Consider the following 22,645-nt stretch of genomic DNA (forward strand, 5'->3'; position numbering starts at 1 on the left):
TAGACCTAAATGGAGGGTACGTAAATGGTACGTGATGCGCGTCCTTCTTAATATGTCATATCGACAATGCCGCCGAGCTTGGCAATGCCTGTCAGTACTTGTCCGCTTTGGGTCCGTACCTGGGTCATTTGGCCTTCATTGGCATTGTTCAGGGCGCGTGCTTCGCTGCTTACACTAAAGCCGGCACCGTTATAGACCACGCGCACGGATTGTCCCTGATGGATGGCTTGCTGGTTACGCAAGGCATCTTGCCGAACCGGCGCGCCAAGCCGCACGGACGAGGTCACGGTGCGGCCCACGGCTTGCGATGCATCGACAATAATTCCTGCAGGCAACATTGTCAGATCGCCTTTGACCTTGGCCAGATCGCTTTCCATGATGGTCTGACCTTGCGCCAGCGGTACGGCTGCCACCACATAGTCACCGGTTACATGGACGGTCGCCTGTACATAAATTGTCCAGTTTGGTGCGCTGCAGCGAACACCGACCGTTGTTTTTCCCCAGGCCTTGTTGGCAGGCGACAGAAAGCCTTGTGGTGCAGGACATGCCGGCATTTTGAGGCGTGGATCGATCGCGCCCACAACGACCTTGATTTCTCCGGGCAGACCAACAGCCTGTGTTGTCAGAAAACGTTCCACGGTCTGCTTGATCACGCCAATATCCTGGCGCGGTGGCTCCGCCGTCTGGGCAATGGCTGTCTGGGCAAACAAGCCCAGGGCGGCAATCACGATTCCGAGATAAGCATTCATGGCGGTTCCATGGTTTTAGACCTCGATCATGGTACCGATTACGGTCTCGCGCAAAGCGATGAATAAGGCAGATTTTTGTCCTCTTATCGTTTGATGAAAGTGCTTTTCTGCTCCGTATGATCCACGCTATAGAAATCCATGACCGGTCATCCGTCCGGCATGTTCTGTGGAGGCTGCGATGGGAAAAATTGACGACATGATGCGGTTTCACGAGACGGCACTGAGTTTGCGCGCACAGCGCCAACAGTTGCTGGCTTCGAATATTGCCAATGCCGACACACCGAATTTCAAGGCGCGCGATATCGACTTCAACGCGGCGTTGCAAGGTGCCATTTCCAAAGCGGGCGGAACGATCGCGGCCAGTACGGCGGGCCCGGTGGCGGCAAGCACAGCAAGTGGCGTGAGCGCTCATGAGGTCCTGCGAACCTCGACCGCACACATGGTTTCGACCAGCGGGCGGGGTGCCATTGGTGGTGCAGCCATCAAGTATATGACGGAGCAGCAAGGGAATATTGACGGCAATACCGTTGATATGGATGTGCAACGCAATCAGTTCACCGATAACGCCATGCGTTACGAAGTCAGCTTGACCATGGCTTCGTCCAAGATCAAGGGACTGATGAGCGCAATTCAGGGGCAATAATCATGTCGCTATTTAACATCTTCAATGTGGCTGGCTCGGCCATGAGTGCCCAGAGTCAGCGTCTGAATGTCGTTACCAGCAATATCGCCAACGCTGAAAGCACGACCAGCGCCGATGGCAAGACCTATCGTGCCAAGCAGGTCGAGTTCATGGCGACGCCGGGCAAGGATGCTTCGGCGACCGGCGTGCGCGTGACGCGTGTAGTCGAAGACACTTCTCCATTGAAGGTCGTATTCGATCCCAAGCATCCCAATGCGGATGCGACCGGCCATGTGTCCATGCCGAACGTCAATGTGGTGGAAGAAATGGTCAACATGATTTCCGCTTCCCGTTCCTATCAAACCAACGTCGAGACCATGAATACGGCCAAGACAATGCTTCTCAAAACGCTGACGCTTGGTCAGTAACGTAAGGATCTCTCATGACAACCGTTTCCAACACCTTGCCGCAATCCGTTCTGGATGCCATGAACGGCACCGGCACAACGACCAGCAAGACATCGACGGAAGAGGCGCAGGATCGCTTCCTCAAGTTGCTCGTCACGCAGATGCAGAATCAGGATCCGCTGAATCCGATGGATAACGCCGAGGTAACAAGTCAGATGGCGCAGCTATCCACGGTGACCGGGATTGACAAGCTCAACTCGACACTGGAGTCGCTGATCAGCAGTTCGGCAGCCAACAATTCGCTACAGGCAGCCAACCTGATTGGTCGTGGTGTGCTGAGCTCAGGTAACCAGATTTCGCTGGCAGATGAGAAGGGCATCATGGGCGTGGAATTCTCCGGCCCGGTAGACGCTGCACAAGTCATCATCAAGGATGCATCGGGCAACGTGGTACATACCGTTGATCTCGGCGCGCAGGAAGCTGGTCCGATTCCATTGCTGTGGGATGGCACCACCTCGTCGGGCGAGAAAGCTGCCGATGGCACTTATACCTTTGAAGTCAAAGCCACCTTGGCCGGTAGCGCGGTGGCGACCACGCCATTGCAGTTTGGTGTGGTGACGGCGGTGACTACTAATAGCGACGGAGCCAAGGTCAGCGTGCCTGGCCTCGGCGCGCTCGATGTATCCAAGATTCGTCAAGTTCTTTAACAGCGACACTTAACCCAGGAGAAATGCAATGAGTTTTCAGCAAGGTTTGAGCGGTTTAAGTGCCGCTTCACAAAGTCTCGAAGCCATCGGTCACAACGTCGCCAATGCGAACACGATCGGTTTCAAACAGTCGCAGATTCAGTTTGCCGATATCTATGCAGGCACCTTGATCGGATCGGGTGGCAACCAGATCGGTATCGGTACTCAGGTATCGCGTGTCGCGCAGTTGTTCAGCCAGGGCAATATCAGCAAATCTGATAATCCACTGGATATGGCGATTAGCGGTAACGGTTTCTTCCGTATGAGCACAGGCGGTGCCATTACGTACACACGTAACGGTCAGTTCACTCTGAGCAAGGAAGGCTATATCGAAAATGCGGCCGGTGCGCGTCTGACCGGTTACATGGCTGATGCGAATGGCGTGATTGCGATTGGTGCGCCAGGCGAGCTTGTCATCAATAAGGCCGATCTGTCGCCAGAAGCCAGTACCGAGTATGAACTCAAGCTCACACTGGATTCGCGTAAGGGCAATCTGGTCAGTGCCGACTTTAACCCGGATGATCCTGCTACGTTCAGTGATTCAACCTCTGCACCAGTCTATGACAGCTTGGGTAACGTACATACCTTGCGTACTTTCTACGTCAAAACCGGCGCAGGTACCTGGGATGTGTATGCGACAAATGACGGTGTGCCAGTTCCTACCGGTTCAACGCCAGAAGGCTTGATCGGTAACATGACCTTCAATAATGGCGGTGTTTTGACCAGTGTGTCGACCATGGATGTGCCTATGGTGGTGACAACCGGTGCGGCTACGCCTTACACCATCACGATTGATCAAGCTGGTACGCAACAGTTTGCACAGGACTTCGGTGTAAGCCGTCAACTGCCGAACGGTTTTGCTGCCGGTACGCTGGTGGATTTCAGCGTGTCCTCCAATGGTGAAATCGTTGGTCGTTACTCGAATGGGCAGACCAATTTGCTGGGGCAGGTCATTCTGGCGAACTTTGCCAATCCGAATGGTTTGCAAAACCGTGGTGACAATCAGTGGGTCGAGACTTCGGAATCAGGCGTGCCAATGGTCAGTACCCCAGGCAGCAGCGGTTTGGGTGCTGTGCAATCGTCACGTGTGGAAGAGTCCAACGTCGATCTGACTGCTGAACTGGTCAACATGATCACTGCACAACGTTACTACCAGGCGAACGCTCAGACCATCAAGACGCAGGATCAGATCCTGCAGACGCTGGTCAACCTGCGTTAAACGTCGTTTTAATCGAGTTGTATGGATGACCGCGTTCGTTTTCATTGTAGGAAACGAACGCGTGTGTCGGGAGAGATGAGATGGATCGTCTGATATATACCGCGATGACCGGTGCCAAGCAGATTCTGGAACAGCAGGCAACGACGTCGAACAATCTGGCCAATGTGTCGACCAATGGTTTTCGTGCGCAGCTTGATACGTTCCGTGCGGTTCCTGTGGTGGGTGCCGATTTGCCGACGCGTTCCTACGTTGTGGATTCGACGGTAGGTACCGACTTCCGCTCCGGCGCGATTCAGCATACGGGACGCGATCTCGACGTCGCCATCAAGGGCAAGGGCTGGTTTGCGGTCGAACGCGCAGATGGTACGGAAGGCTATACGCGTTCAGGTAGTCTGAAGATCAACGAAAACGGCGTATTGCAGACACAGAGCGGCCAGAATGTGGTCGGTGACGGCGGCCCGATCACGATTCCACCCGATACGCATTTCACGATTGGCAAGGATGGCACGATTTCGACGGTGCAGGCTGGTTCTGTACCGGGCGCCACGATTCAGCTCGCTCGTCTGAAACTGGTGAATCCGCCGGAAGAGGAACTGGTACGTGGTACGGATGGCTTGTTTGTCATGCGGAACGGCGATGCAGTAGAGCCGGACGCCAATGTCAGTGTCGTGGGCGGTGCAATTGAAGGCAGTAATGTCAACGTTGTGGATGCCATGGTGAACATGATCAGTCTGTCAAGACAGTTCGAGGTCCACATGAATTTGCTCAAACACGCTGAAAGTAACGCGGCAAAAGCCACTGAGTTCCTCGCTTTGAATTAATGCGACCACAGGCAAAATGACGATGGGTAAAAGGTCGTTTGAAGGTTTGCCGAAACGGAGAATGAAATGATTCGCTCACTATGGATTTCCAAGACAGGTCTGGATGCGCAACAAACGCAGATGGACGTGATCTCGAACAACCTGGCAAACGTCAGCACGACCGGTTTCAAGAAATCGCGCGCCGTATTTGAAGACTTGCTCTATCAGACCATGCGCCAGCCGGGTGCGGCGTCGTCGCAACAGACGCAGTTGCCAACCGGTTTGCAACTCGGTACCGGTGTGCAACTGGTGGCAACCGAACGTGTGCATACGCAAGGCAATCTGCAAAAAACCGATGATGCGCGTGATGTCGCGATTCGCGGCGACGGCTTCTTCCAGGTTTCCATGCCGGATGGCACGCTGGCTTACACGCGCGACGGTTCGTTCAAGACCAACAATCAGGGACAGTTGACCACCTCGAGCGGCTTTCCAATCGAGCCGGCGATTGTAGTACCTGAAAATGCCACCAGTCTGACCATTTCGCGTGATGGTATTGTCAGTGTGACGACCGCAGACAATCCGGCCAATCTCGAGATTGGCGCCATTCAGTTGGCGACCTTCATCAATCCGGGTGGTCTGGAAAGCAAGGGTGAAAACCTGTATGTGGAAACCACGGCATCGGGTACCCCCATTACCAACGTGCCGGGCTCCAATGGTGCCGGTCTGTTGCAACAGAATTATGTCGAGACGTCCAACGTGAACGTCGTCGAAGAACTCGTCAGCATGATTCAGACGCAACGTGCTTACGAAATCAATAGCAAGGCCATCACGACATCGGATCAGATGTTGCAGCGTCTGACCCAGATCTGATGGCATCTGATTGATAAAGGAACTGCGATGAAATTTTCTCTGCTGGCAGTCATCGTGACTGCAGGTTCGCTCCTTGCTGGTTGCAGCACCCTGCCGGAAACGGTGGTGCAAGGGCCGCTGACCACACGCCCGCAAACCGCGGCGACCATGACGCCGCCGACCAATGGCGCGATTTTCCAGACAGCCAGCTATCGTCCGATTTTTGAAGATCGCCGTGCACGTCTGATCGGCGATACGATCACGATCGTCATCAATGAACGTAGCAGTGCAGGCAAACTGGCGGGCAGCTCCGGCAGCAAGACCGGCACGGTTGCTGCGGCTGCACCGAATATTTTCGGCCTGCTGCCAGGCATCACCGGCGCACTGGATGCCAGTGCATCGACATCCTCGAAGTTTGAAGACAAGGGCGCTGTGACGTCGAGCAACAACTTCGCCAGCACGCTGACGGTCACCGTGATCGATGTGCTGTCCAACGGTAATCTGGTTGTGGCAGGCGAAAAACAGGTCTCGCTCGACAAAGGCGCGGAATTTATCCGTTTTTCCGGCGTGGTTGATCCGAGCACGGTTTCTGGCAACAACATGGTTTCGTCGACCAGCGTCGCCGATGCGCGTATTGAATACCGTACCAACAGCCGTATCGATGCTGCGGCCGTGATGAACATGCTGTCGCGCTTTTTCTTCAGCGTCGTCCCGCTTTGATCGCGTGGATGCAATAAGGATGATCATGAAACTCTCCCGTTTACTCATCGCAAAGTCGCTCCTTACGCTGACTTGTGCAGCAACACTGGCTTTGTCAGTGCAGCCGGCACAGGCCGCGCAACGTTTGCTCGATATGGCCAGCGTGCAGGGCGTTCGTGAAAACCAATTGATCGGTTACGGTCTGGTTGTTGGTCTGGACGGTAGTGGTGACCAGACAACCCAGACGCCATTTACGGTGCAAAGCGTGGTCAGCATGCTCAAGCAAATGGGCATCAACATGCCTGCCGGCACCAATATGCAGTTGAAGAACGTCGCGGCTGTCATGGTGACGACCTCGCTGCCCGCATTTGCCCAGCCTGGACAGACACTCGACATCACCGTGTCGTCGATGGGTAATGCCAAGAGTCTGCGCGGCGGTACCTTGCTAATGACGCCGCTGAAAGGTGCGGACGGACAGATTTACGGTATGGCGCAAGGTAATGTCGTGGTGGGCGGTGCCGGTGCGGCAGCCAACGGCAGCAAGGCACAGATCAACCACCTCGGCGTTGGCCGCATCTCTGCTGGTGCGACCGTCGAGCGTGCTGTACCGACCATGCTGGGGCAGGATGGCTCGATTTTTCTGGAATTGAAGGAAAGCAGTTTTTCAAATGCAAGTCGTGTGGTGGAAGCAGTCAATGCCCGCTTTGGTCCGGGTACGGCTTCGGCACAGGATGGTCGCGTGATTCGTGTGCAGGCACCACAAGCCAACGATTCGCGCGTCGCGTTTCTGGGCGCGCTGGAAAGCATCAATGTCACGCCGGCCCAGGTTCCCGCCAAGGTCATCATGAATGCGCGGACCGGATCGGTCGTCATGAATCAGGCCGTCACGCTGGATACCTGCGCCGTATCGCACGGCAACCTGTCGGTCGTGATCAATACGCAACCCGTGATCAGCCAGCCAGCGCCGTTCTCCGGTGGTCAGACGGTTGTTGCTCAACAATCACAGATTGAAATCAACAAGGATCCGGGCAAAGTCATTCTGTTGAAGAATTCGGCATCACTCGCCGACGTGGTCAAAGCGCTGAACTCCATTGGCGCCACGCCACAGGACTTGCTGGCGATTCTGCAGGCGATGAAGGCATCGGGCTCCTTGCGCGCCGAGCTGGAAATCATCTGATCCCTGCGGATATTCGTTCATGATCACGCCGACCGATTCCACTGCCAGCCTGGCGATCGATACCAAGAGTATCGAGTCGCTCAAGCAGTCAGCCAAGCAGAATTCCCCGGAATCGCTGAAGGCGGCGGCACAGCAGTTTGAAGCCCTGTTCGTCAACATGATGTTGAAGAGCATGCGTGACGCGACGCCCCAAGAAGGCCTGTTCGACAATCAACAAACCAAGATGTATCAGTCCATGCTGGACCAGCAGCTGGGCCAGAACATGGCTAGCCGAGGCATCGGACTGGCGGATGTGCTGATCCGTCAGTTGTCGATCAATCAGGGTAGTGATGACGGCACCAATGGTAGTGGTGGCGTACAGACCGGCCTGAGCGATATGGTGAGAACCGATCTGCTGCAGTCGATGGCACCGCGCACCGTGAAGCCTTCGCCGCGTACGGCAGAAGAAGCGGGCGCTGCGATTACGTCGAGCTCCTCGTCCCGACCTGCCCACGTCAAGGCGTTTCAGGAAAAACTGACGTCCCATGCCGAAGAGGCAAGCCGTACGACCGGCATTCCGGCTGAATTCATGCTGGGGCAGGCAGCACTGGAAAGTGGCTGGGGCAAGCGGATGATCCGCACGACCGATGGCACCAACAGTCATAACCTGTTTGGCATCAAGGCAACGGCCAGCTGGAAAGGCAAGACTGTCGACGCGGTAACAACCGAATATGTGGATGGCGTGCCGCAGAAACGGGTGGAAAAATTCCGGGCGTATGACTCTTATGCCGATTCTTTCCGGGATTACGCCAATCTGCTGCGCAATAATCCGCGTTATGAAAAAGTGATCGCCAATGCCAGCGATGTAGAAGGATTTGCGAAGGGACTGCAGCGAGCCGGCTATGCAACCGATCCGAACTACGCAGCTAAACTGACGAACATCATCAAGACGAACTTTTCGTCTTGAGCAAATGTCACGGCGCTCAAGTTTCTTGAGAACCTGCCGTACATACAGGTAACGACTTAAAAGACAGATCATGGCCAATATCCTCAGTATCGCCAAGACAGGACTTGCCGCCGCCCAGATCGGGATGGCGACGACGGCACACAATATTGCGAATCAGGCAACACCTGGATACAACCGTCAGCAAGTCATTCAGACAGCGTTGAGCGATATGACCGAGGGTGGTGGCTACTCCGGCATCGGTACCTCGGTGCAGGGCATCCAGCGGGTTTACAACTCCTTTCTCGCCACACAGACGATTGCAGCGCAGTCGTCCGCCAGCCAACAGACTTCGTACTACGCGCAGATCAATAAACTCAACAACATGGTCGCCGATTCCAGCGCCGGGTTGTCGCCTGTTCTGCAAAGCTTTTTTGCCGGTGTGCAGGACCTCGTCAACAATCCGGGTTTGCCGGCATCGCGTCAGGCCATGCTGTCCAGTGCAGAATCGCTGGCGGCACGTTTCCAAAGCCTGAGTGCGCAGATCCAGGGCATGCGTGACGGCGTAAATACCGAAATCACGGCTTCTGTCACCAATATCAATTCCTACGCCAAGCAGATTGCCCAGTTGAACGAGGCGATTGCCAAGGCACAAAGCGGCACAGGTCAACAACCTAACGATTTGCTCGATCAACGCGATTACATCGTGTCGTTGCTGGCAAAAGAGACCAAGGTCACCGTCGTCAAGCAGGAAACCGGTTACGGCGTCTTCATTGGTAATGGTCAGCCACTGGTCATCGGCAAGGACGCACAGGAGCTGAGCATCATGTCGTCGACGACAGATGCCGGACGTCTGCAGGTTGGTTATTCGGTCAACGGTACCGTTGTCGCGATTCCTGAAACGGCAATCACGGGCGGCAATCTGGGCGGCCTGTTTGAATATCGCTCGAAAACGCTGGATCAGGTTCAAAACTCCTTGGGCCGTATCGCGATCGGTCTGGCAACGACCTTTAACGATCAGCACAAACTCGGGCAGGATCAGAACGGCAATATGGGGACCGACATGTTTTATGTCGGGACGCCGGATGTCGCCGCCGGCGGCAGCAACTCGGCCGGTTCCGGTGTGACCGCTACGTTCTCCAATGTTGGTGCATTGACGACCAATGACTATCGTCTGTCGTACGATGGCAGTAACTACCGCATCACCACCTTGCCGGACAACGTTGTCAGTTATGCCGGCACAACGTTCCCTGCGAATTTCATTCCTGGTGTCTCGCTGTCCCTGACCAGCATGGCTGCAGGCGACGAATTCATGATTCGTCCGACGGCGACGGGTGCAGCGGACTTCAAGGTGTTGATCAAGGACACGGCAATGATTGCCGCGGCAGCACCGATTGTGACTGGTGCCACGACGACCAATTCCGGCAATGCGACGATCAGTGCAGGTTCGGTCGCTGCGGGTTTTGCGCAAAGCAATCTGTCGCCGACAGTGACGCTGAGCTATGACGCGGCAACCGGCACATTCAGTGGGTTCCCCGCCGGCATGGATGTGACGGTGACCGTTAACGGTACGCCGACGACTTATGCCGCTGGCACGCCTGTCCCCTATACGGCAGGGGCGACCATCGCCTTCGGCGGTGCGCAAGTACAGATTTCGGGAACACCAGCCGATGGCGATACTTTCACGATTGGCCAGAACGTCAACGGCAGTGGTGACAATCGCAATATGCTGGCGTTAGGTGAATTGCAGACAAAGAATGTTCTGCAGGGCGGCACGGCAAGCTATAACAGTGCTTATGCTCAGCTCGTCAGTCTGGTTGGTAACAAGACGCGCGAAGTGCAGGTCAACAGCGAGGCGGATGGCGCATTGCTCAAGCAATTGCAGGACGCGCAGCAATCGGAATCCGGCGTCAATCTTGATGAAGAGGCGACCAATTTGCTGCGTTATCAGCAAGCCTACCAGGCGGCAGGCAAGGTCATGCAGGCCGTCAGCGACATGTTTGATGTCCTGATCGCGCTGGGCGGTCGTTAAGGAGAGTAGGCAATGCGTATCAGCACCAGCATGATTTTTGAGTCGGGCTCCAGTCGTTTGTCCGATCTGCAGTCGCAATTGATGCGCACGCAACAGCAGATTTCAACCAACAAACGCGTGCTCACACCTGCGGATGATCCGATTGCAGCGGCGTCTGCCATCAATCTGGGGCAGGCTATTTCGATGAACGATCAGTTTGCGGTCAATCGCAAGAACGCCACGAGCACCTTGTCCGAGCAGGAAAGTATTCTTAACAGCGTCGCGTCGTTGCTGCAATCGGTCAAGGATGCCGTGGTTGGTGCCGGTAATGCCTCGATGAGCGACGAGCAGCGCAAACTCTATCTGGCGCAACTCAACAGCAACTATGATGAATTGCTCGGTCTCGCCAACACGCGCGATGCCAAGGGCGATTACGTCTTTTCCGGCTACAGCACCAGCACCGCGCCTTTCACCAAAACAGATACGGGTGCCACCTACAATGGCGATCAGGGCGAACGCATGATGCAGGTTGGCGCATCGCGCCAGCTCTCGACCAGTAATTCTGGCACCCAGATCTTTGAAAGCACGCTGACAGGTAACGGCCGTTTTACGACTGCGGCATCCGCTGCGAACACGGGCAGTGGCGTCATCGATATTGGCTCGGTTTATGACAATACCTTGCTCAATGGCGGCCAATACACGCTGAACTTCGATGTCGATCCATTGACCGAAGAAGTGACTTACACCGTGACGGAAATGCCGGCAGGTACCACCTCCGCACCGCAAGCTTATGTCAGCGAGCAGCCAATCAAGATCAATGGCATGCAGTTCACGATCAAGGGAAATCCGGCTGCTGGTGATACCTTTACCGTTGAACCGAGCAAGAGCCAAAGTATTTTCACGACGATCAAGGATTTGATCACCGCGATCAATTCACCAGGCACGGGCGAGATTAATCAGGCTGCGCTCGCCAATGCGCTGTCGGTCGCGAATAATCATATTGATCGCACACTGGACACGATTTCGTCGACCCGCAGCTCGATCGGTTCTCGTCTGAATGAAATCGAGAATCTCGACAATACCGGTACTGATTTGAAACTGCAGTACACGCAGACCCTGTCCGATCTGCAGGATATCGATCTGGTCGAAGCCTATTCGCTCTTTACCCAGCAACAGTACACTTTGCAGGCTGCGCAACAGTCTTACATCAAGCTCACCGGGCTGTCGCTGTTCAATTACATCTGATGAACGCGTATAGTCATCAATAAAAAAGCCGCTGATCAAGCGGCTTTTTTTTATGGTGTGAGATTTGTCCTGATGCATCAATTGATCGGGGCAAGTGCAATGGTGATGCGGTTCATTGCTTCAATTCCTTCCTGAAGCAAGTTGATGATTGGATTCATCAGATAAGGCAGCACGGCAACGATCATCAGGAAACCGACACTGATCGTGATTGGAAAGCCGATACCGAAAATATTCAGTTGCGGTGCAGTTCGCGTCAAGATACCGAGCGCCGTATTGGTGATCAGCAATGCGGCGACGATAGGCAAGGATAATTGCACGCCCGCGCTGAAAATCCGTCCGCCCCAGCTGGCAAGTTGAAATATCCCGGCATTCGATACGAATTTCTCTGAAATCGGCAGCAGATCAAAGCTTTGGGCCAGGGTAGAGAGCAAAACCAGATGCAGATTGGTCGCCAGATAAATCATCAAGGTCAGCAATGCCAGGAATTGACTGATCGCGGATGAGCGGGCACGGGTCTGCGGATCAAAAAAACTCGCAAAACCGAGGCCCATCGTCATACCGATAATCTCGCCGGCCATCTCGACGCCGGCAAATACAATACGCATGGCGAAGCCGATGGCCAGACCGATCACGAGTTGCTGCATCAGAATCAGCACCCCCTGCAGCGACATCGGATCGAGCGCCGGCACGGCTGGCACGGTTGGTGCAATAATCATTGCCAACAAGACGCCCAGTGCAATCTTGACGCGAGCCGGAACGCTGACGTTACCGAACAAGGGGGCCACGGCAATGACACCCATGATGCGCGTCAAGGGCCAGATAAAGCCGGAAATCCAGGTGTAAAGGTCGGCGCTGGAGACGGAAATCATGCCGTGACCGGGTGACGATACCGTTGCTGTCTCAACTGACGAACAGCGGAATATTGGTGAACATCTGACGCATGTAATCCAGCATGATCGACAGCATCCACGGACCGGCGATGATCAGGGCAATCAAGATGCCAACCAGTTTGGGAATGAAAGACAGCGTCTGTTCATTGATCTGTGTCGCGGCCTGGAAAATACTGACGACCAGACCGATTGCCAGTGCGATCAGCAACATCGGTGCAGCAACCATCAACAGGACTTCGATGGCCTGACGGCCCATGGTCAATACGCTTTCGGGGGTCATGCCGGCATCCCTAATAAAAACTCTGTGCCAGCGAACCGATCAGCAACTGCCAGCCATCGACCAGTACAAACAGCATCAGCTTGAAGGGGAGTGCCACAATCGCGGGCGACACCATCATCATACCCATCGACATCAGCACGCTGGCCACCACCATATCGATAATCAGAAACGGGATGAAGATCGCAAAACTGATCTGAAAAGCCGTTTTCAATTCACTGGTGATAAATGCAGGAACCAGTACACGAAGGGGAATATCTTCCGGCCCCTGCAGTTCAGGACTGTTCGACAATTTCACATACAGTGCCAGATCAGTTTCGCGTGTCTGCTTGACCATGAATTCCTTCAGCGGGCCCGCACCGCGCTCCATGGCTTCCTGAATCTGGATCTTGTTTTCCGAAAATGGCTGATAGGCATCGGTATAAATCCGATCAAGCACCGGACTCATGACAAACAGCGTCAGAAACAAGGCCAGGCCGATGATGACCTGATTCGGTGGTGCACTTTGCGTGCCGAGCGCCTGACGCAGCAGCGACAACACAATGACGATACGCGTAAAGCTCGTCATCATCAGCAATACTGCTGGCAGGAAGGAAAGACTGGTCAGCAGAATCAGCGTTTGCAGACTCAGCGAGTAAGTTTGTCCGCCGCCTGGTGCCGGTGTGCTGGTCAACGCAGGCAAGCCTTGTTGCGCCAGAGCGGCAACAGGCATCGCCAGCAGCAGAAATGCAAAGGCACGGCGCAGAAAAGCGTGATTAGCCATTGCGTTTATCCATTGTCTTGGCAAGCCAGTTGGAGAAGTTTTTGGCAGGTTCCGCATCCGTCGCGATGCTGGTTTCCTGCTTGGTCATGGTTGCCAGTGCGTTCACGCGGCCCGGCGCCACGCCGACCACGATCCATTGATCGGCAATCTCGACGACTACGACGCGTTCCCTCGTACCGACACTGACACCACCGACGATGCGAATGTCCGAGTTACCCAAAACCTTGCTGGCATTGAAGCGGCGCAATACCCAAGCCAGCAGGGCCATCAGGGCGAGCACAACAATCAGGCCAAACAGTACCTGCAGCAGATTGCCGGCTGAAGAGGCAGAAGGAAGGGCGGACGGTGCCTTGGCGGTGACAGCGGCGGCGGCATCCAGCGACAACAATGGCAGCGCGGAGGCTGCCAGTACGGTGAGCAAGCGGCGGCGCATCAGCGATTCAGCTTGCGAATGCGTTCGGAGGGCGAAATGATGTCTGTCAGGCGAATACCGAACTTGTCATTAACGACAACCACCTCACCCTGAGCGATCAGACAGCCGTTGACCAGGACATCCATCGGCTCACCGGCCAGACCATCGAGCTCCACGACGGAACCTTGTGCCAGTTGCAGCAGATTCTTGATCGCAATCTTGGTGCGTCCCAGTTCAACCGTCAGCTGCACCGGAATATCGAGGATGAAGTCGATATCGTTGTGCGTTCCGGTTTTCAGGTCGCCGCCGGAGAAATCCTTGAACACCGTGGCAGTCGCCGGTTTTCCCTGGAGCGCGGCGGTTTCTGCCTGCTCCTGCTCGGCCATTGCGGCACCCCAGTCATCTTCTGCTGCTGTTTGATTTTCATCCGCCATGTTCTTCTCCTTGCGTTGAGTCGTTTGCGCTATAGATCAGTTTTTCCACGCGCAATGCATATTGTCCGTTGAGTTTGCCGTAGGAACATTCCATCACCGGTACACCATCGACTTCGGCTGTGACGCGTTCCGGAACGGTGATGGGAATAACGTCGCCTGCCTTCATATTCAGAATGTCGCCAAGCGTGACATTGGCTGAACCCATGTTGGCCAAAATCTCCACCTCGGCTGTCTGGATCTGCTGCGTCATCAGACGAATCCAGCGTTTATCCATTTCCAGCGTTTCACCCTGCATGCTGCTGGTCAGCAGATCACGGATCGGTTCGATCATCGAGTAGGGCACGCAGAAGTGCATGTCGCCGCTGACCGGACCCAGTTCGATGGTAAAAGTGGTCGAGACCACCACCTCGTTCGGCGTGGCGATGTTGGCAAACTGGGTATTCATCTCGGAACGAATGTATTCGAACTCGACCGGATACACAGGCTCCCATGACTTGGCATAGGTATCGAAAATAATCGCGAGAATACGCTGGATGATGCGCTGCTCGGTTTGCGTAAAGTCGCGACCTTCAACCCGCGTATGAAAACGGCCATCCCCGCCAAACAGGTTGTCAACCAGCAGAAAAACCAGATTCGGATCGAGCACAATCAATCCGGTGCCGCGCAGCGGTTTCATGTGGACCAGATTCAGATTGGTCGGCACGACCAGATTGCGGATGAACTCGCTGTACTTGGAAACGCGGACCGGACCAATCGAGACTTCGGCGCTGCGATGCAGAAAATTGAACAGGCCGATACGCAACAGACGCGAGAAACGCTCGTTGATGATTTCCAGGGTCGGCATGCGGCCGCGTACGATACGTTCCTGCGTCGCCAGATTGTAGGGGCGAACGCCGGACGTATCTTCTTGCTTGCCGTTGTCATCCTGATCGCCATTGACGCCTTTCAGGAGTGCATCGACTTCTTCCTGGGAAAGAAAATTATCGGCCATGATTTACTTATTGCACGACGAATGAAGTAAACAACACACTCATCACCTTCACACTCGGACCGCCGGGCGAAAATGGCTGACCCAGCGAATCGATGATTTCCTGTGCCAGCTTGTTCTTGCCTTCTGCCGACAGGATGTCCGATGCCTTTTTGCTGGACAGCAAAAGAAGCAGGCGGCTGCGGACATGCGGCATATACAGCTTGATCAGATCGACCTGCTCCTGTCCGGCAAGTTGCAAGGTCAGGCCGGTTTGCAGGAAGCGCTCTCCCTCTTCGGATTGCAGATTGACGGTAAAGACATCCATCGGCAGGAAGACGGGTGGCTTGGGTGCTTGCGCCTTGGCTTCTTGATGTTCGGCAGGCGCCTTGTTAAAGACCAGAAAGTACCAAGCTGCTGCACCACCTGCACCCAGTACGACGACCAGAATCAGGATGATGAGCATGAGTTTGGATTTCTTCGGCTTGCTTTCCGAATCCTCAGCTTTTTTGGGAGCGCCTTTGCCCGATGTTGCCATCTGTTTTCCTCAAGTACGTCACGGTGCAATACAAGACTGCAATCAACACCATGCCATTATTAAAAAAAAACGACACGCAGGATGCGCTGAAAAGAGAGGCGAACATGGACCAGTTCGGCGTATTCACAAGGATGGCATCCTGAGGTCGCTCGAGTTTGGCTGCACTGATCTGCCGGCAAGGCGATGACGAGTGCGCTACTCAGGTTGCTATTAAACCATTATTAGCAGCGCACGACACCCGCCTTATGGGAAAACAACACGATTTTTTCTCTCTCATGCAACCTGCCGCCGGCTATCCAGCAATACAGGCGCAGGCGAGAGAGTAAGGGAGGGGAAAGTGCGGGGTCAGGCGAAGGTGTCGACCATGCCGGTACCACTGGTTGTAACGGTGGCCTGGCTGACGATCGGGGCCGCTTCCACCTGCGACGATGCGCGGCTGCCGCGACCGTTTTGCTGTGAGTCGGCAAAGGCATTGCTTTGCTGGTTGGACGAACCGGCACTGACGCTGGATTCGCTCAACTGAATACCTGCATCGTTCAACATCTCGCGCAAGCGTGGCATGGCAGCTTCCAGTGCGTGTCGTACTTCAGGCTGTGGCGCGGTGAAGTTGGCGGTTGCCTGATTGTTATGCACGTTCACGGTCACTTGCATTGGCCCCAAATCCGGCGGATTGAGCGTCAATGTAGCGGTCTGCTGCAAGCCCTGGACCATCCACACGACTTTTTGCCCCAGTGCCTGATCCCAGCCTTGCGTGCCGACATGCGGGGTCAGGCGGTTGCTGGCTTGCTGGTTCTGCAGATCGTTGAGTTGCTGCAAGGTTGCCGCAGCACTGGCGGCCGAAATGTTCTGCGGTGTCGGCGCTGCCGGCATGTCAATCGCCTTGGCGGTTTGGACAATGGCTTTCTCGATGTCAGCCTTGACTGGCGAGACAGCCGCTTTGGCACCTGCCTCCATGTTTTTTCCGGCTTTATCCAATGCCGCAACAAAGTCTTCAGGTTTTCCCGCAGCTTCTTTCGTCGTGGTGTTGGTTGCGCCGGGCATGGTGCTCTCGGTTTTGAGCTCAAGCGCGGTATCGTCGGTTGTATCGGTGGCAAGTTGCTTGCCGATGTCGACCGCGATGTCTGCGGCGCCTGCGGCATTGTTGGCAGCGGCAGGGGCCGGATTGGCTTGCGTCAATGCAGCCATGAAGGCTGCCAGTTCGGCGGCTGCAGCTGGATCAACTTCGGACTCATCCACTTTGGGTTCGCTTGTCGTCGCCGTTGTTTTATCTTCGTCGCTGACGGCGGTGGTGTCCTTGCCGGATGCCTGTGGCGTATCCGTGCTGTCGCTTTTCGCCTTGTCGCCAGTGCTTCCCTGATTGTCCTTTCTGGCGGCGTTCGTCGATGTCGGTGCGCCTTGATCCTTCATTTCGCGCGACAAGACCTGACCGAAAGAGCCTGCTTCGGTTGCATTGCTGTCTGGTTTGGCGGTACTGGCCTGATTGGGCAAGACGCTGAAAACGTTACTGATCGCTTGGGTGTTCATGAGATACCTGTCTGGTCGATTATCGTTTGTACAGCAAGCGTCTTGCTGCGTGTTCATCCATCTGTTTCTGGTCGCGCTTGTTTTCTTTTGCCAACTGCACTTTCTCTGCCCGATCGGCCAAGGTGCCGTATGACATGCGTTTGCGTTCGCAGGACTGCCAGTGTTCCTTTTCGCGATCCACACGGATCTTTGCATCGCGTACCACCAGTTGCTGGCTTTGAATCGCCTGATCGAGCTTGCCGATGAACTGCTGGTAGTTCGCGTACGCCATGGCGCTCAGGCCGGCGCTCAGATTGTTCTGAAAGCGCACCATGTAATCGTCGCGGTACTGATTCAGTAAAGCCAGTTTCTGTTCGGCATCCTCAACACCTTTCATCGCGACACCCAGCCGTTTGGCAGCGTCGTCAGTTTCCTTGGTAGCCAGCTCAATCAGCGTGCCGAGAGCGGAGGAAGTAGCCATATCGTCCGATTATATTTTTTCAAGCCCGATTCAATCAGGAGAACAGAGCGGTTAATTGCCCCAAACTCTCGCTTACGCCTGCGCGTTCGGTGATGTCCTGTTGCAAAAATGACTCGATCTTTGGATTGAGTTTGATGGCTTCATCCAGTACCGGGTCGGTACCAGCACTATAGGCGCCAACGCTGATCAGATCACGGTTACGTTGATAGCGGGACGTCAGTTGTTTCAGTTTTCGCGTCTGTTTCTGATGTTCTGGGGAGGTGATGTTGTGCATGGCACGGCTGATCGATTGTTCGATATCGATCGCTGGATAATGGCCGGCTTCTGCCAGTGAGCGATTGAGAACGATATGACCATCCAGAATGGCGCGTGCGGAATCGGCAATCGGATCTTGCTGGTCGTCACCTTCAGTCAGCACAGTGTAAAACGCGGTGATCGACCCGCCGCCTTCCTTGCCATTGCCGGCGCGCTCGACCAGTGCCGGCAGCTTGGCAAAAACCGATGGCGGATACCCCTTGGTTGCTGGTGGCTCGCCGATTGCCAGTGCAATTTCACGTTGTGCCATTGCGTAACGGGTTAGCGAATCCATGATCAGCAAGACATCCTTGCCTTCATCGCGGAAATGCTCGGCAATCGTGGTCGCATACGCGGCGCCCTGCAGACGCATCAACGGCGGCGTATCTGCCGGTGCGGCGACGACGACCGAGCGTGCCAGACCTTCCGGTCCCAGAATCTGTTCGATGAATTCCTTGACCTCGCGCCCCCGTTCACCGATCAGGCCGACGACGATGACATCCGCCGTGGTGTAACGTGCCATCATGCCAAGCAGCACACTTTTACCCACACCGGAACCTGCAAACAGGCCCATGCGCTGGCCCCGACCAACGGTAAGCATGCTGTTGATGGCGCGGACACCGACATCAAGGACATCGGTGATGGGCGCGCGACCGAGCGGATTGGCGGCACGAACATTGAGCGGGGAGGAGTGGACGGCATTGAGCGGTCCCAGACTATCGAGCGGGCGACCTGCGCCATCCAGTACGCGCCCAAGCAACTCTGCGCCAACCGGCAAATGACGACCACGATCGCTTGGACGGCGGCGTGGATGCGTGACGGCACCCGGGCGTGGCAGAGACTGCATGATTTCAACCGGATAGACGCGCGCACCGGGGACAATGCCTTCCACATCGCTTTGCGGCATGAGAAACAGTTTGTCGTCGGCAAAGCCGACCACTTCCGCTTCAATCCGCGAACCATTCGGCAATGGAATCGTACAGGCGCTGCCGACTGCGAGTTTGATCCCCACGGCTTCCATCACCAGACCGGCAACGCGCGTGATGCGGCCGGAGACTTGCATCGGCTCTGCAATGTCGAGCAGAGCGCGGCAATCGTTCAGGTAGGCTTGCCAGCGTCCGCTATGCGGGACGTTGCCTTGGTCCGAGTCGGGAAGGGCAGGCGTGTTCATGCGCGATCCAGCCAGTCCAGTTCCTTGCCCAGGGCTGCGGCAATGCGTTGCCAGCGCATCGATGTGGTGGCATCGACTTGATTGGTTGCGGTCTCGACACGGCAGCCGCCGCGGTCCTGATGCATGTCTTCGACGACGCGCCAGCCGGCGGCGGTCAGTTCGTCTCCCATGTGCTTGGCCAGCACGGCCGCATCTTCGGGATGGACATGCAGCAGTGCAGGTTGCTGCAAGGTCGGCAGATAGTGAATGGCTTCGCGGACGACGGGCACAATCAGCTCCGGCTTGACGGGCAACGCCGTTTTCAGCATGGCTTTGGCAATATCGAGCGAGAGCGACAGCATGTCGGCTGCGATCAGTTCGTTGGCTTGCGCCACTTCCGTACCGAATGCTTCGGCGATTTGCTTCAATTGCTGACATTCGGCCTCTGCTGCGGCACGACCTTCAGCAAAACCGGCAAGACGGCCCTCTTCCAGGCCCGTCTGACGTCCTTCCTTCAATCCCGCGGCCAGACCTTCTGCATGTGCTTGTGCCCGTGCCTGATCGATTTGCTTTTGCAACGCCAGCTGGCTGGCTTTGCTGGCAGCGGCGGCGGTACTTTCAGAAGCGGCGCGTCGGTCTTCGCCGAACGACTCCATCTCCCAGCGCTGATACGCCGATTGCTGCTCTTTTGGGATGACGTTAGACATAAGCATCTTGTGCGTTTCCGCCGAGTGTCAGCTGACCTTCATCTGCCAGGCGGCGAATGATCTGCAGAATTTCTTTCTGATTTGCCTCTACTTCGGAAAGACGGACCGGGCCTTTCGATTCCAGATCTTCGCGCATCATTTCACTCGCGCGTTGCGACATGTTCTTGAAGAACTTCTCACGCAATTCAGGCGTCGCACCTTTCAATGCAACGATCAGCGATTCGGACTGCACTTCGCGCAGCAGCAGCTGGATGCCGCGATCTTCGATATCCATGATGTTATCGAAGACAAACATCTCATCCATGATGCGTTGTGCCATGTCGGCATCGTAGCTTTTGAGATTGTTCATCACCGACAGCTCGTTTTCGCCGCTGAAGAAGTTGAGAATCTCGGCCGCAGCGCGAATGCCGCCCATCGGCTTTTTCTTCAGGTTTTCGTTACCTGTCAGCAGCTTGGTCAGGACTTCGTTCAGTTCGCGCAATGCTGCTGGCTGCACGCCATCGAGTGTGGCAATGCGCAACACGACATCGTTACGCAGACGCTCGGTGAAATGATCGAGCACTTCGCTGGCATGATCGCGTTCCAGGTGAACCAGAACCGTGGCGATGATCTGTGGATGTTCGTTACGCACCAGATCCGCGACGGACTGGCCATCCATCCATTTGAGGCTTTCGATACCGCTGGAGTCACGTGCACCCAGAATGCGATTGAGCAGAGACGCTGCCTTGTCGTCCCCCAGGGCTTTGGTCAGCACGTCGCGAATATAGTCGTCGGAATCCAGACCGAGCGAGGTATTTTTTTCCGTTTCTGCACGAAATTCTCCCAGCACGGAAACCAGCTCTTCGCTCTGGATCGCCTTCATGGTCGACATGGCGGCACCCAGCTTCTGCACTTCACGCGGGCCAAGGTAGCGCATGACTTCTGCGGCTTCGTCGGCACCGAGAGCCAGCATCAGAATGGCTCCTTTTTGTACGCCGTCACTCATTTCCCACCCACGCTTTCACAATATTGGCGACGACCTTCGGGTCCTTGCGGGCCAGTTCCTTGGCGGCTTCCAGATTCTGCTGATAAGTATGTTGTGACACACCCATCGGCCTGACTTCCGTTTCAAGATCCTGTACGTCGTTGGCATGGCTACCACCGGTGATGGGCACGCCGGCTTCGTTCGTCAGAGCCAATGGCTGTTCAGGTGACAGCTTTTGCAGCATCGGGCTCAGGATTTTGCGATACATGATGAACAGAACGATCGCGAGAGCCAGATACTTGGCGGCCTGGATAGCCATATCGATGATTTCAGGACGTTCCCACAGTGGCAGCGGTTCAGCTTCCGGATTGTTCATGCCGGCAAACGGGCTGTTGACCACATTGAGTGTATCGCCGCGATCACGGTTGTAACCCATGGCTTCCTTGACCAGATCGTTGATCTGGTTCTTTTCGACGTCGGACAGCGGTACGAAGGTGGTTTTGCCATCCTTGTCCACACTTCGTTTGTAATTGACGACGACGGCCACGGACAGACGCTTCAGACCGCCCATCGGCTGTTGTACATAACGGACGGTCTTGTCGACTTCATAGTTGGTCGTGACATCGCGTTGTGTAGGCGTCGATCCCGCAGCTGTCGCACCGGCTGCTCCGCCAGCGCCGGCCGTTGCTGTTTGCGCGCCCGTTGCGGCAGGATTGGGCGTGCCATCCGGATTGAGCGCTGGCGCCTGCGGTGTGGTATTGAGTGGTGCGGTTGCATTGGCTGCCGGCTGATTGGTCAGTGCGCCGGGCACGCCGGTTGCATTCGCGCCGGCGCCATTGTTCGACTCGCTGCTTTGCATGCTGCGTACGGTGGCGCTATTGGGCAACTGGTTGGGTTTATAGATTTCCGCAGCTTGTTCGCTGGTCGAGAAGTCAACGTCTGCTGTTGCTTCGGCACGGACGTTATTGGCGCCAACGATCGGTGTGATGATGGACTCCACCCGACGTGCAATGCTTTGTTGCAGTTCCTGCACATACTTCAATTGCGATGGATCGAGCGTGTTGGCTCCAGCAGGCTTGCTGTTGTTTTCGGACAGCAAGTTGCCGGCCTGATCAACAATGGTGACATTCTTCGGCGGCATGTCCGGCACGCTGCTGGCGACCAGATGGACGATCGCGCTGACCTGTTGCTGGTCCAGCGAACGGCCAGGATAGAGTGTCAACAGGACAGAAGCGGTTGGCTTTTGCTGGTCACGCACAAACACGGTTTGTTTTGGCATGGCCAGATGGATACGTGCCGATTGCACGGAGCCGACCGCCTGGATTGAACGTGCCAACTCACCTTCCAGCGCGCGCTGGAAATTGACCTGCTCAAGAAATTGGGAAATGCCGAGCTTCTGGTTTTCCATCAGTTCGAAGCCGACATTGCCACCTTTGGGCAGGCCTTCGGCAGCCAGTTTCAGGCGCAGATCATGTACGCGGTCCGCGGGAACCAGAATCGCGCTGCCGCCTTCTGCAAACTTGTAGGGCACATTGGCTTGCTGCAGCGACGCCACGATGGCACCGCCATCCCGATCCGAGAAATTGGAGAACAGGACGCGGTAGTCAGGTTTCTGGCTCCACATGACGAGTCCTGCCATGACGGCGATGACTGCTGCGGCACCGACCATCAGCATGATGCGACGACCGTTCGGCGAACGGGTCATGTCCATAAAGGAGTTTCTGGCACTGGTGGCGGCCGGCTCTGTTGTACCGGGTGTCAGTGTGCCTTCTCCTGCTACGACTACAGCCATGATTGTGCTCCTGTACGGCGATCTTCA

At 55.6% G+C, this 22,645-nt stretch carries 25 protein-coding genes; 11 read left to right on the forward strand and 14 right to left on the reverse strand.

The genetic code is table 11. The features are described 5' to 3' along the window. Positions 1–47: 47 nt before the first annotated feature. Positions 48–749, reverse strand: a complete 702-nt coding sequence (gene flgA / locus IEV29_RS01710; RefSeq protein WP_188379543.1) for a flagellar basal body P-ring formation chaperone FlgA — start codon at positions 747–749, stop codon at positions 48–50. A 178-nt stretch (positions 750–927) separates the two neighbouring features. Between flgA and flgB the strand changes: the two genes are divergently transcribed. From flgB to flgL, 11 genes are all read left to right on the forward strand, one after another. Further along, positions 928–1,392, forward strand: coding sequence for a flagellar basal body rod protein FlgB (gene flgB / locus IEV29_RS01715; RefSeq protein ID WP_188379544.1), 465 nt, complete (start codon positions 928–930; stop codon positions 1,390–1,392). A 2-nt stretch (positions 1,393–1,394) separates the two neighbouring features. Next, positions 1,395–1,799, forward strand: a complete 405-nt coding sequence (gene flgC, locus IEV29_RS01720; protein ID WP_188379545.1) for a flagellar basal body rod protein FlgC — start codon at positions 1,395–1,397, stop codon at positions 1,797–1,799. 14 nt (positions 1,800–1,813) lie between these two features. Then, positions 1,814–2,485, forward strand: a complete 672-nt coding sequence (locus tag IEV29_RS01725; protein WP_188379546.1) for a flagellar hook assembly protein FlgD — start codon at positions 1,814–1,816, stop codon at positions 2,483–2,485. A 28-nt stretch (positions 2,486–2,513) separates the two neighbouring features. Beyond that, entirely contained in the window at positions 2,514–3,743 is a 1,230-nt protein-coding gene (gene flgE / locus IEV29_RS01730; RefSeq protein WP_188379547.1) for a flagellar hook protein FlgE, read from the forward strand. 80 nt (positions 3,744–3,823) lie between these two features. Then, positions 3,824–4,564: a flagellar basal-body rod protein FlgF gene (gene flgF, locus IEV29_RS01735; protein WP_188379548.1), complete on the forward strand. Its 741-nt coding sequence runs from the start codon at positions 3,824–3,826 to the stop codon at positions 4,562–4,564. Between the two features lie 66 nt (positions 4,565–4,630). Next, on the forward strand, positions 4,631–5,413 hold the full coding sequence (gene flgG, locus IEV29_RS01740) for a flagellar basal-body rod protein FlgG (protein WP_188379549.1): 783 nt from the start codon (positions 4,631–4,633) through the stop codon (positions 5,411–5,413). A 27-nt stretch (positions 5,414–5,440) separates the two neighbouring features. Continuing rightward, positions 5,441–6,112 (forward strand): flagellar basal body L-ring protein FlgH, encoded by a 672-nt coding sequence (locus tag IEV29_RS01745; RefSeq protein WP_188379550.1) that lies wholly within the window; start codon positions 5,441–5,443, stop codon positions 6,110–6,112. Between the two features lie 25 nt (positions 6,113–6,137). Next, on the forward strand, positions 6,138–7,268 hold the full coding sequence (locus tag IEV29_RS01750) for a flagellar basal body P-ring protein FlgI (RefSeq protein ID WP_229726157.1): 1,131 nt from the start codon (positions 6,138–6,140) through the stop codon (positions 7,266–7,268). 19 nt (positions 7,269–7,287) lie between these two features. Continuing rightward, positions 7,288–8,214, forward strand: coding sequence for a flagellar assembly peptidoglycan hydrolase FlgJ (gene flgJ / locus IEV29_RS01755; RefSeq protein WP_188379551.1), 927 nt, complete (start codon positions 7,288–7,290; stop codon positions 8,212–8,214). 70 nt (positions 8,215–8,284) lie between these two features. Beyond that, positions 8,285–10,222 (forward strand): flagellar hook-associated protein FlgK, encoded by a 1,938-nt coding sequence (gene flgK / locus IEV29_RS01760; RefSeq protein WP_188379552.1) that lies wholly within the window; start codon positions 8,285–8,287, stop codon positions 10,220–10,222. Between the two features lie 12 nt (positions 10,223–10,234). After that, a complete protein-coding gene (flgL, locus tag IEV29_RS01765; protein WP_188379553.1) occupies positions 10,235–11,446 on the forward strand; it encodes a flagellar hook-associated protein FlgL in 1,212 nt (403 codons plus the stop codon). A 77-nt stretch (positions 11,447–11,523) separates the two neighbouring features. Here flgL and fliR read toward each other — a convergent pair whose 3' ends face one another. From fliR to fliF, 13 genes are all read right to left on the reverse strand, one after another. Next, on the reverse strand, positions 11,524–12,315 hold the full coding sequence (gene fliR / locus IEV29_RS01770) for a flagellar biosynthetic protein FliR (RefSeq protein ID WP_188379554.1): 792 nt from the start codon (positions 12,313–12,315) through the stop codon (positions 11,524–11,526). A gap of 31 nt (positions 12,316–12,346) precedes the next feature. Beyond that, positions 12,347–12,616 (reverse strand): flagellar biosynthesis protein FliQ, encoded by a 270-nt coding sequence (fliQ, locus tag IEV29_RS01775; protein WP_188379555.1) that lies wholly within the window; start codon positions 12,614–12,616, stop codon positions 12,347–12,349. 10 nt (positions 12,617–12,626) lie between these two features. Next, a complete protein-coding gene (gene fliP / locus IEV29_RS01780) occupies positions 12,627–13,376 on the reverse strand; it encodes a flagellar type III secretion system pore protein FliP (RefSeq protein WP_188379556.1) in 750 nt (249 codons plus the stop codon). Next, positions 13,369–13,809: a flagellar biosynthetic protein FliO gene (gene fliO, locus IEV29_RS01785; RefSeq protein WP_188379557.1), complete on the reverse strand. Its 441-nt coding sequence runs from the start codon at positions 13,807–13,809 to the stop codon at positions 13,369–13,371. The genes fliP and fliO overlap by 8 nt, the downstream gene beginning before the upstream one ends. Next, positions 13,809–14,222, reverse strand: a complete 414-nt coding sequence (fliN, locus tag IEV29_RS01790) for a flagellar motor switch protein FliN (RefSeq protein WP_188379558.1) — start codon at positions 14,220–14,222, stop codon at positions 13,809–13,811. Before fliN ends, fliO begins: the two co-directional genes overlap by 1 nt. After that, on the reverse strand, positions 14,212–15,213 hold the full coding sequence (gene fliM, locus IEV29_RS01795) for a flagellar motor switch protein FliM (RefSeq protein WP_188379559.1): 1,002 nt from the start codon (positions 15,211–15,213) through the stop codon (positions 14,212–14,214). The genes fliN and fliM overlap by 11 nt, the downstream gene beginning before the upstream one ends. A 7-nt stretch (positions 15,214–15,220) precedes the next feature. Continuing rightward, positions 15,221–15,727, reverse strand: a complete 507-nt coding sequence (gene fliL / locus IEV29_RS01800) for a flagellar basal body-associated protein FliL (RefSeq protein ID WP_188379560.1) — start codon at positions 15,725–15,727, stop codon at positions 15,221–15,223. A 345-nt stretch (positions 15,728–16,072) separates the two neighbouring features. Then, positions 16,073–17,251, reverse strand: coding sequence for a flagellar hook-length control protein FliK (locus IEV29_RS01805; protein WP_188379561.1), 1,179 nt, complete (start codon positions 17,249–17,251; stop codon positions 16,073–16,075). Between the two features lie 19 nt (positions 17,252–17,270). Further along, complete coding sequence (gene fliJ / locus IEV29_RS01810) at positions 17,271–17,711, reverse strand: flagellar export protein FliJ (protein ID WP_188379562.1); 441 nt, start codon at positions 17,709–17,711, stop codon at positions 17,271–17,273. A gap of 34 nt (positions 17,712–17,745) precedes the next feature. Next, on the reverse strand, positions 17,746–19,176 hold the full coding sequence (fliI, locus tag IEV29_RS01815; protein ID WP_188379563.1) for a flagellar protein export ATPase FliI: 1,431 nt from the start codon (positions 19,174–19,176) through the stop codon (positions 17,746–17,748). Then, complete coding sequence (locus IEV29_RS01820) at positions 19,173–19,862, reverse strand: flagellar assembly protein FliH (protein WP_188379564.1); 690 nt, start codon at positions 19,860–19,862, stop codon at positions 19,173–19,175. Before IEV29_RS01820 ends, fliI begins: the two co-directional genes overlap by 4 nt. Next, complete coding sequence (gene fliG, locus IEV29_RS01825) at positions 19,855–20,847, reverse strand: flagellar motor switch protein FliG (protein ID WP_188379565.1); 993 nt, start codon at positions 20,845–20,847, stop codon at positions 19,855–19,857. The genes IEV29_RS01820 and fliG overlap by 8 nt, the downstream gene beginning before the upstream one ends. After that, a complete protein-coding gene (gene fliF, locus IEV29_RS01830) occupies positions 20,840–22,618 on the reverse strand; it encodes a flagellar basal-body MS-ring/collar protein FliF (protein ID WP_188379566.1) in 1,779 nt (592 codons plus the stop codon). Before fliF ends, fliG begins: the two co-directional genes overlap by 8 nt. Positions 22,619–22,645: the final 27 nt, after the last annotated feature.

This window comes from Oxalicibacterium faecigallinarum (assembly GCF_014635705.1).
In the GTDB taxonomy this organism is placed as follows: Bacteria; Pseudomonadota; Gammaproteobacteria; order Burkholderiales; family Burkholderiaceae_D; genus Oxalicibacterium; species Oxalicibacterium faecigallinarum.

Coding starts and splice junctions, on each gene's coding strand:
- flgJ (WP_188379551.1), top strand. CDS start 7,288: ATGATCACGCCGACCGATTCCACTGCCAGCCTGGCGATCGATACCAAG.
- fliN (WP_188379558.1), bottom strand. CDS start 14,222: ATGGCGGATGAAAATCAAACAGCAGCAGAAGATGACTGGGGTGCCGCA.
- IEV29_RS01750 (WP_229726157.1), top strand. CDS start 6,138: ATGAAACTCTCCCGTTTACTCATCGCAAAGTCGCTCCTTACGCTGACT.
- IEV29_RS01820 (WP_188379564.1), bottom strand. CDS start 19,862: ATGTCTAACGTCATCCCAAAAGAGCAGCAATCGGCGTATCAGCGCTGG.
- flgA (WP_188379543.1), bottom strand. CDS start 749: ATGAATGCTTATCTCGGAATCGTGATTGCCGCCCTGGGCTTGTTTGCC.
- flgL (WP_188379553.1), top strand. CDS start 10,235: ATGCGTATCAGCACCAGCATGATTTTTGAGTCGGGCTCCAGTCGTTTG.
- flgE (WP_188379547.1), top strand. CDS start 2,514: ATGAGTTTTCAGCAAGGTTTGAGCGGTTTAAGTGCCGCTTCACAAAGT.
- flgG (WP_188379549.1), top strand. CDS start 4,631: ATGATTCGCTCACTATGGATTTCCAAGACAGGTCTGGATGCGCAACAA.
- flgB (WP_188379544.1), top strand. CDS start 928: ATGGGAAAAATTGACGACATGATGCGGTTTCACGAGACGGCACTGAGT.
- IEV29_RS01725 (WP_188379546.1), top strand. CDS start 1,814: ATGACAACCGTTTCCAACACCTTGCCGCAATCCGTTCTGGATGCCATG.
- IEV29_RS01805 (WP_188379561.1), bottom strand. CDS start 17,251: ATGAACACCCAAGCGATCAGTAACGTTTTCAGCGTCTTGCCCAATCAG.
- fliI (WP_188379563.1), bottom strand. CDS start 19,176: ATGAACACGCCTGCCCTTCCCGACTCGGACCAAGGCAACGTCCCGCAT.
- fliR (WP_188379554.1), bottom strand. CDS start 12,315: ATGATTTCCGTCTCCAGCGCCGACCTTTACACCTGGATTTCCGGCTTT.
- fliF (WP_188379566.1), bottom strand. CDS start 22,618: ATGGCTGTAGTCGTAGCAGGAGAAGGCACACTGACACCCGGTACAACA.
- fliG (WP_188379565.1), bottom strand. CDS start 20,847: ATGAGTGACGGCGTACAAAAAGGAGCCATTCTGATGCTGGCTCTCGGT.
- fliO (WP_188379557.1), bottom strand. CDS start 13,809: ATGCGCCGCCGCTTGCTCACCGTACTGGCAGCCTCCGCGCTGCCATTG.
- fliQ (WP_188379555.1), bottom strand. CDS start 12,616: ATGACCCCCGAAAGCGTATTGACCATGGGCCGTCAGGCCATCGAAGTC.
- flgC (WP_188379545.1), top strand. CDS start 1,395: ATGTCGCTATTTAACATCTTCAATGTGGCTGGCTCGGCCATGAGTGCC.
- IEV29_RS01745 (WP_188379550.1), top strand. CDS start 5,441: ATGAAATTTTCTCTGCTGGCAGTCATCGTGACTGCAGGTTCGCTCCTT.
- fliL (WP_188379560.1), bottom strand. CDS start 15,727: ATGGCAACATCGGGCAAAGGCGCTCCCAAAAAAGCTGAGGATTCGGAA.
- flgF (WP_188379548.1), top strand. CDS start 3,824: ATGGATCGTCTGATATATACCGCGATGACCGGTGCCAAGCAGATTCTG.
- fliM (WP_188379559.1), bottom strand. CDS start 15,213: ATGGCCGATAATTTTCTTTCCCAGGAAGAAGTCGATGCACTCCTGAAA.
- fliJ (WP_188379562.1), bottom strand. CDS start 17,711: ATGGCTACTTCCTCCGCTCTCGGCACGCTGATTGAGCTGGCTACCAAG.
- fliP (WP_188379556.1), bottom strand. CDS start 13,376: ATGGCTAATCACGCTTTTCTGCGCCGTGCCTTTGCATTTCTGCTGCTG.
- flgK (WP_188379552.1), top strand. CDS start 8,285: ATGGCCAATATCCTCAGTATCGCCAAGACAGGACTTGCCGCCGCCCAG.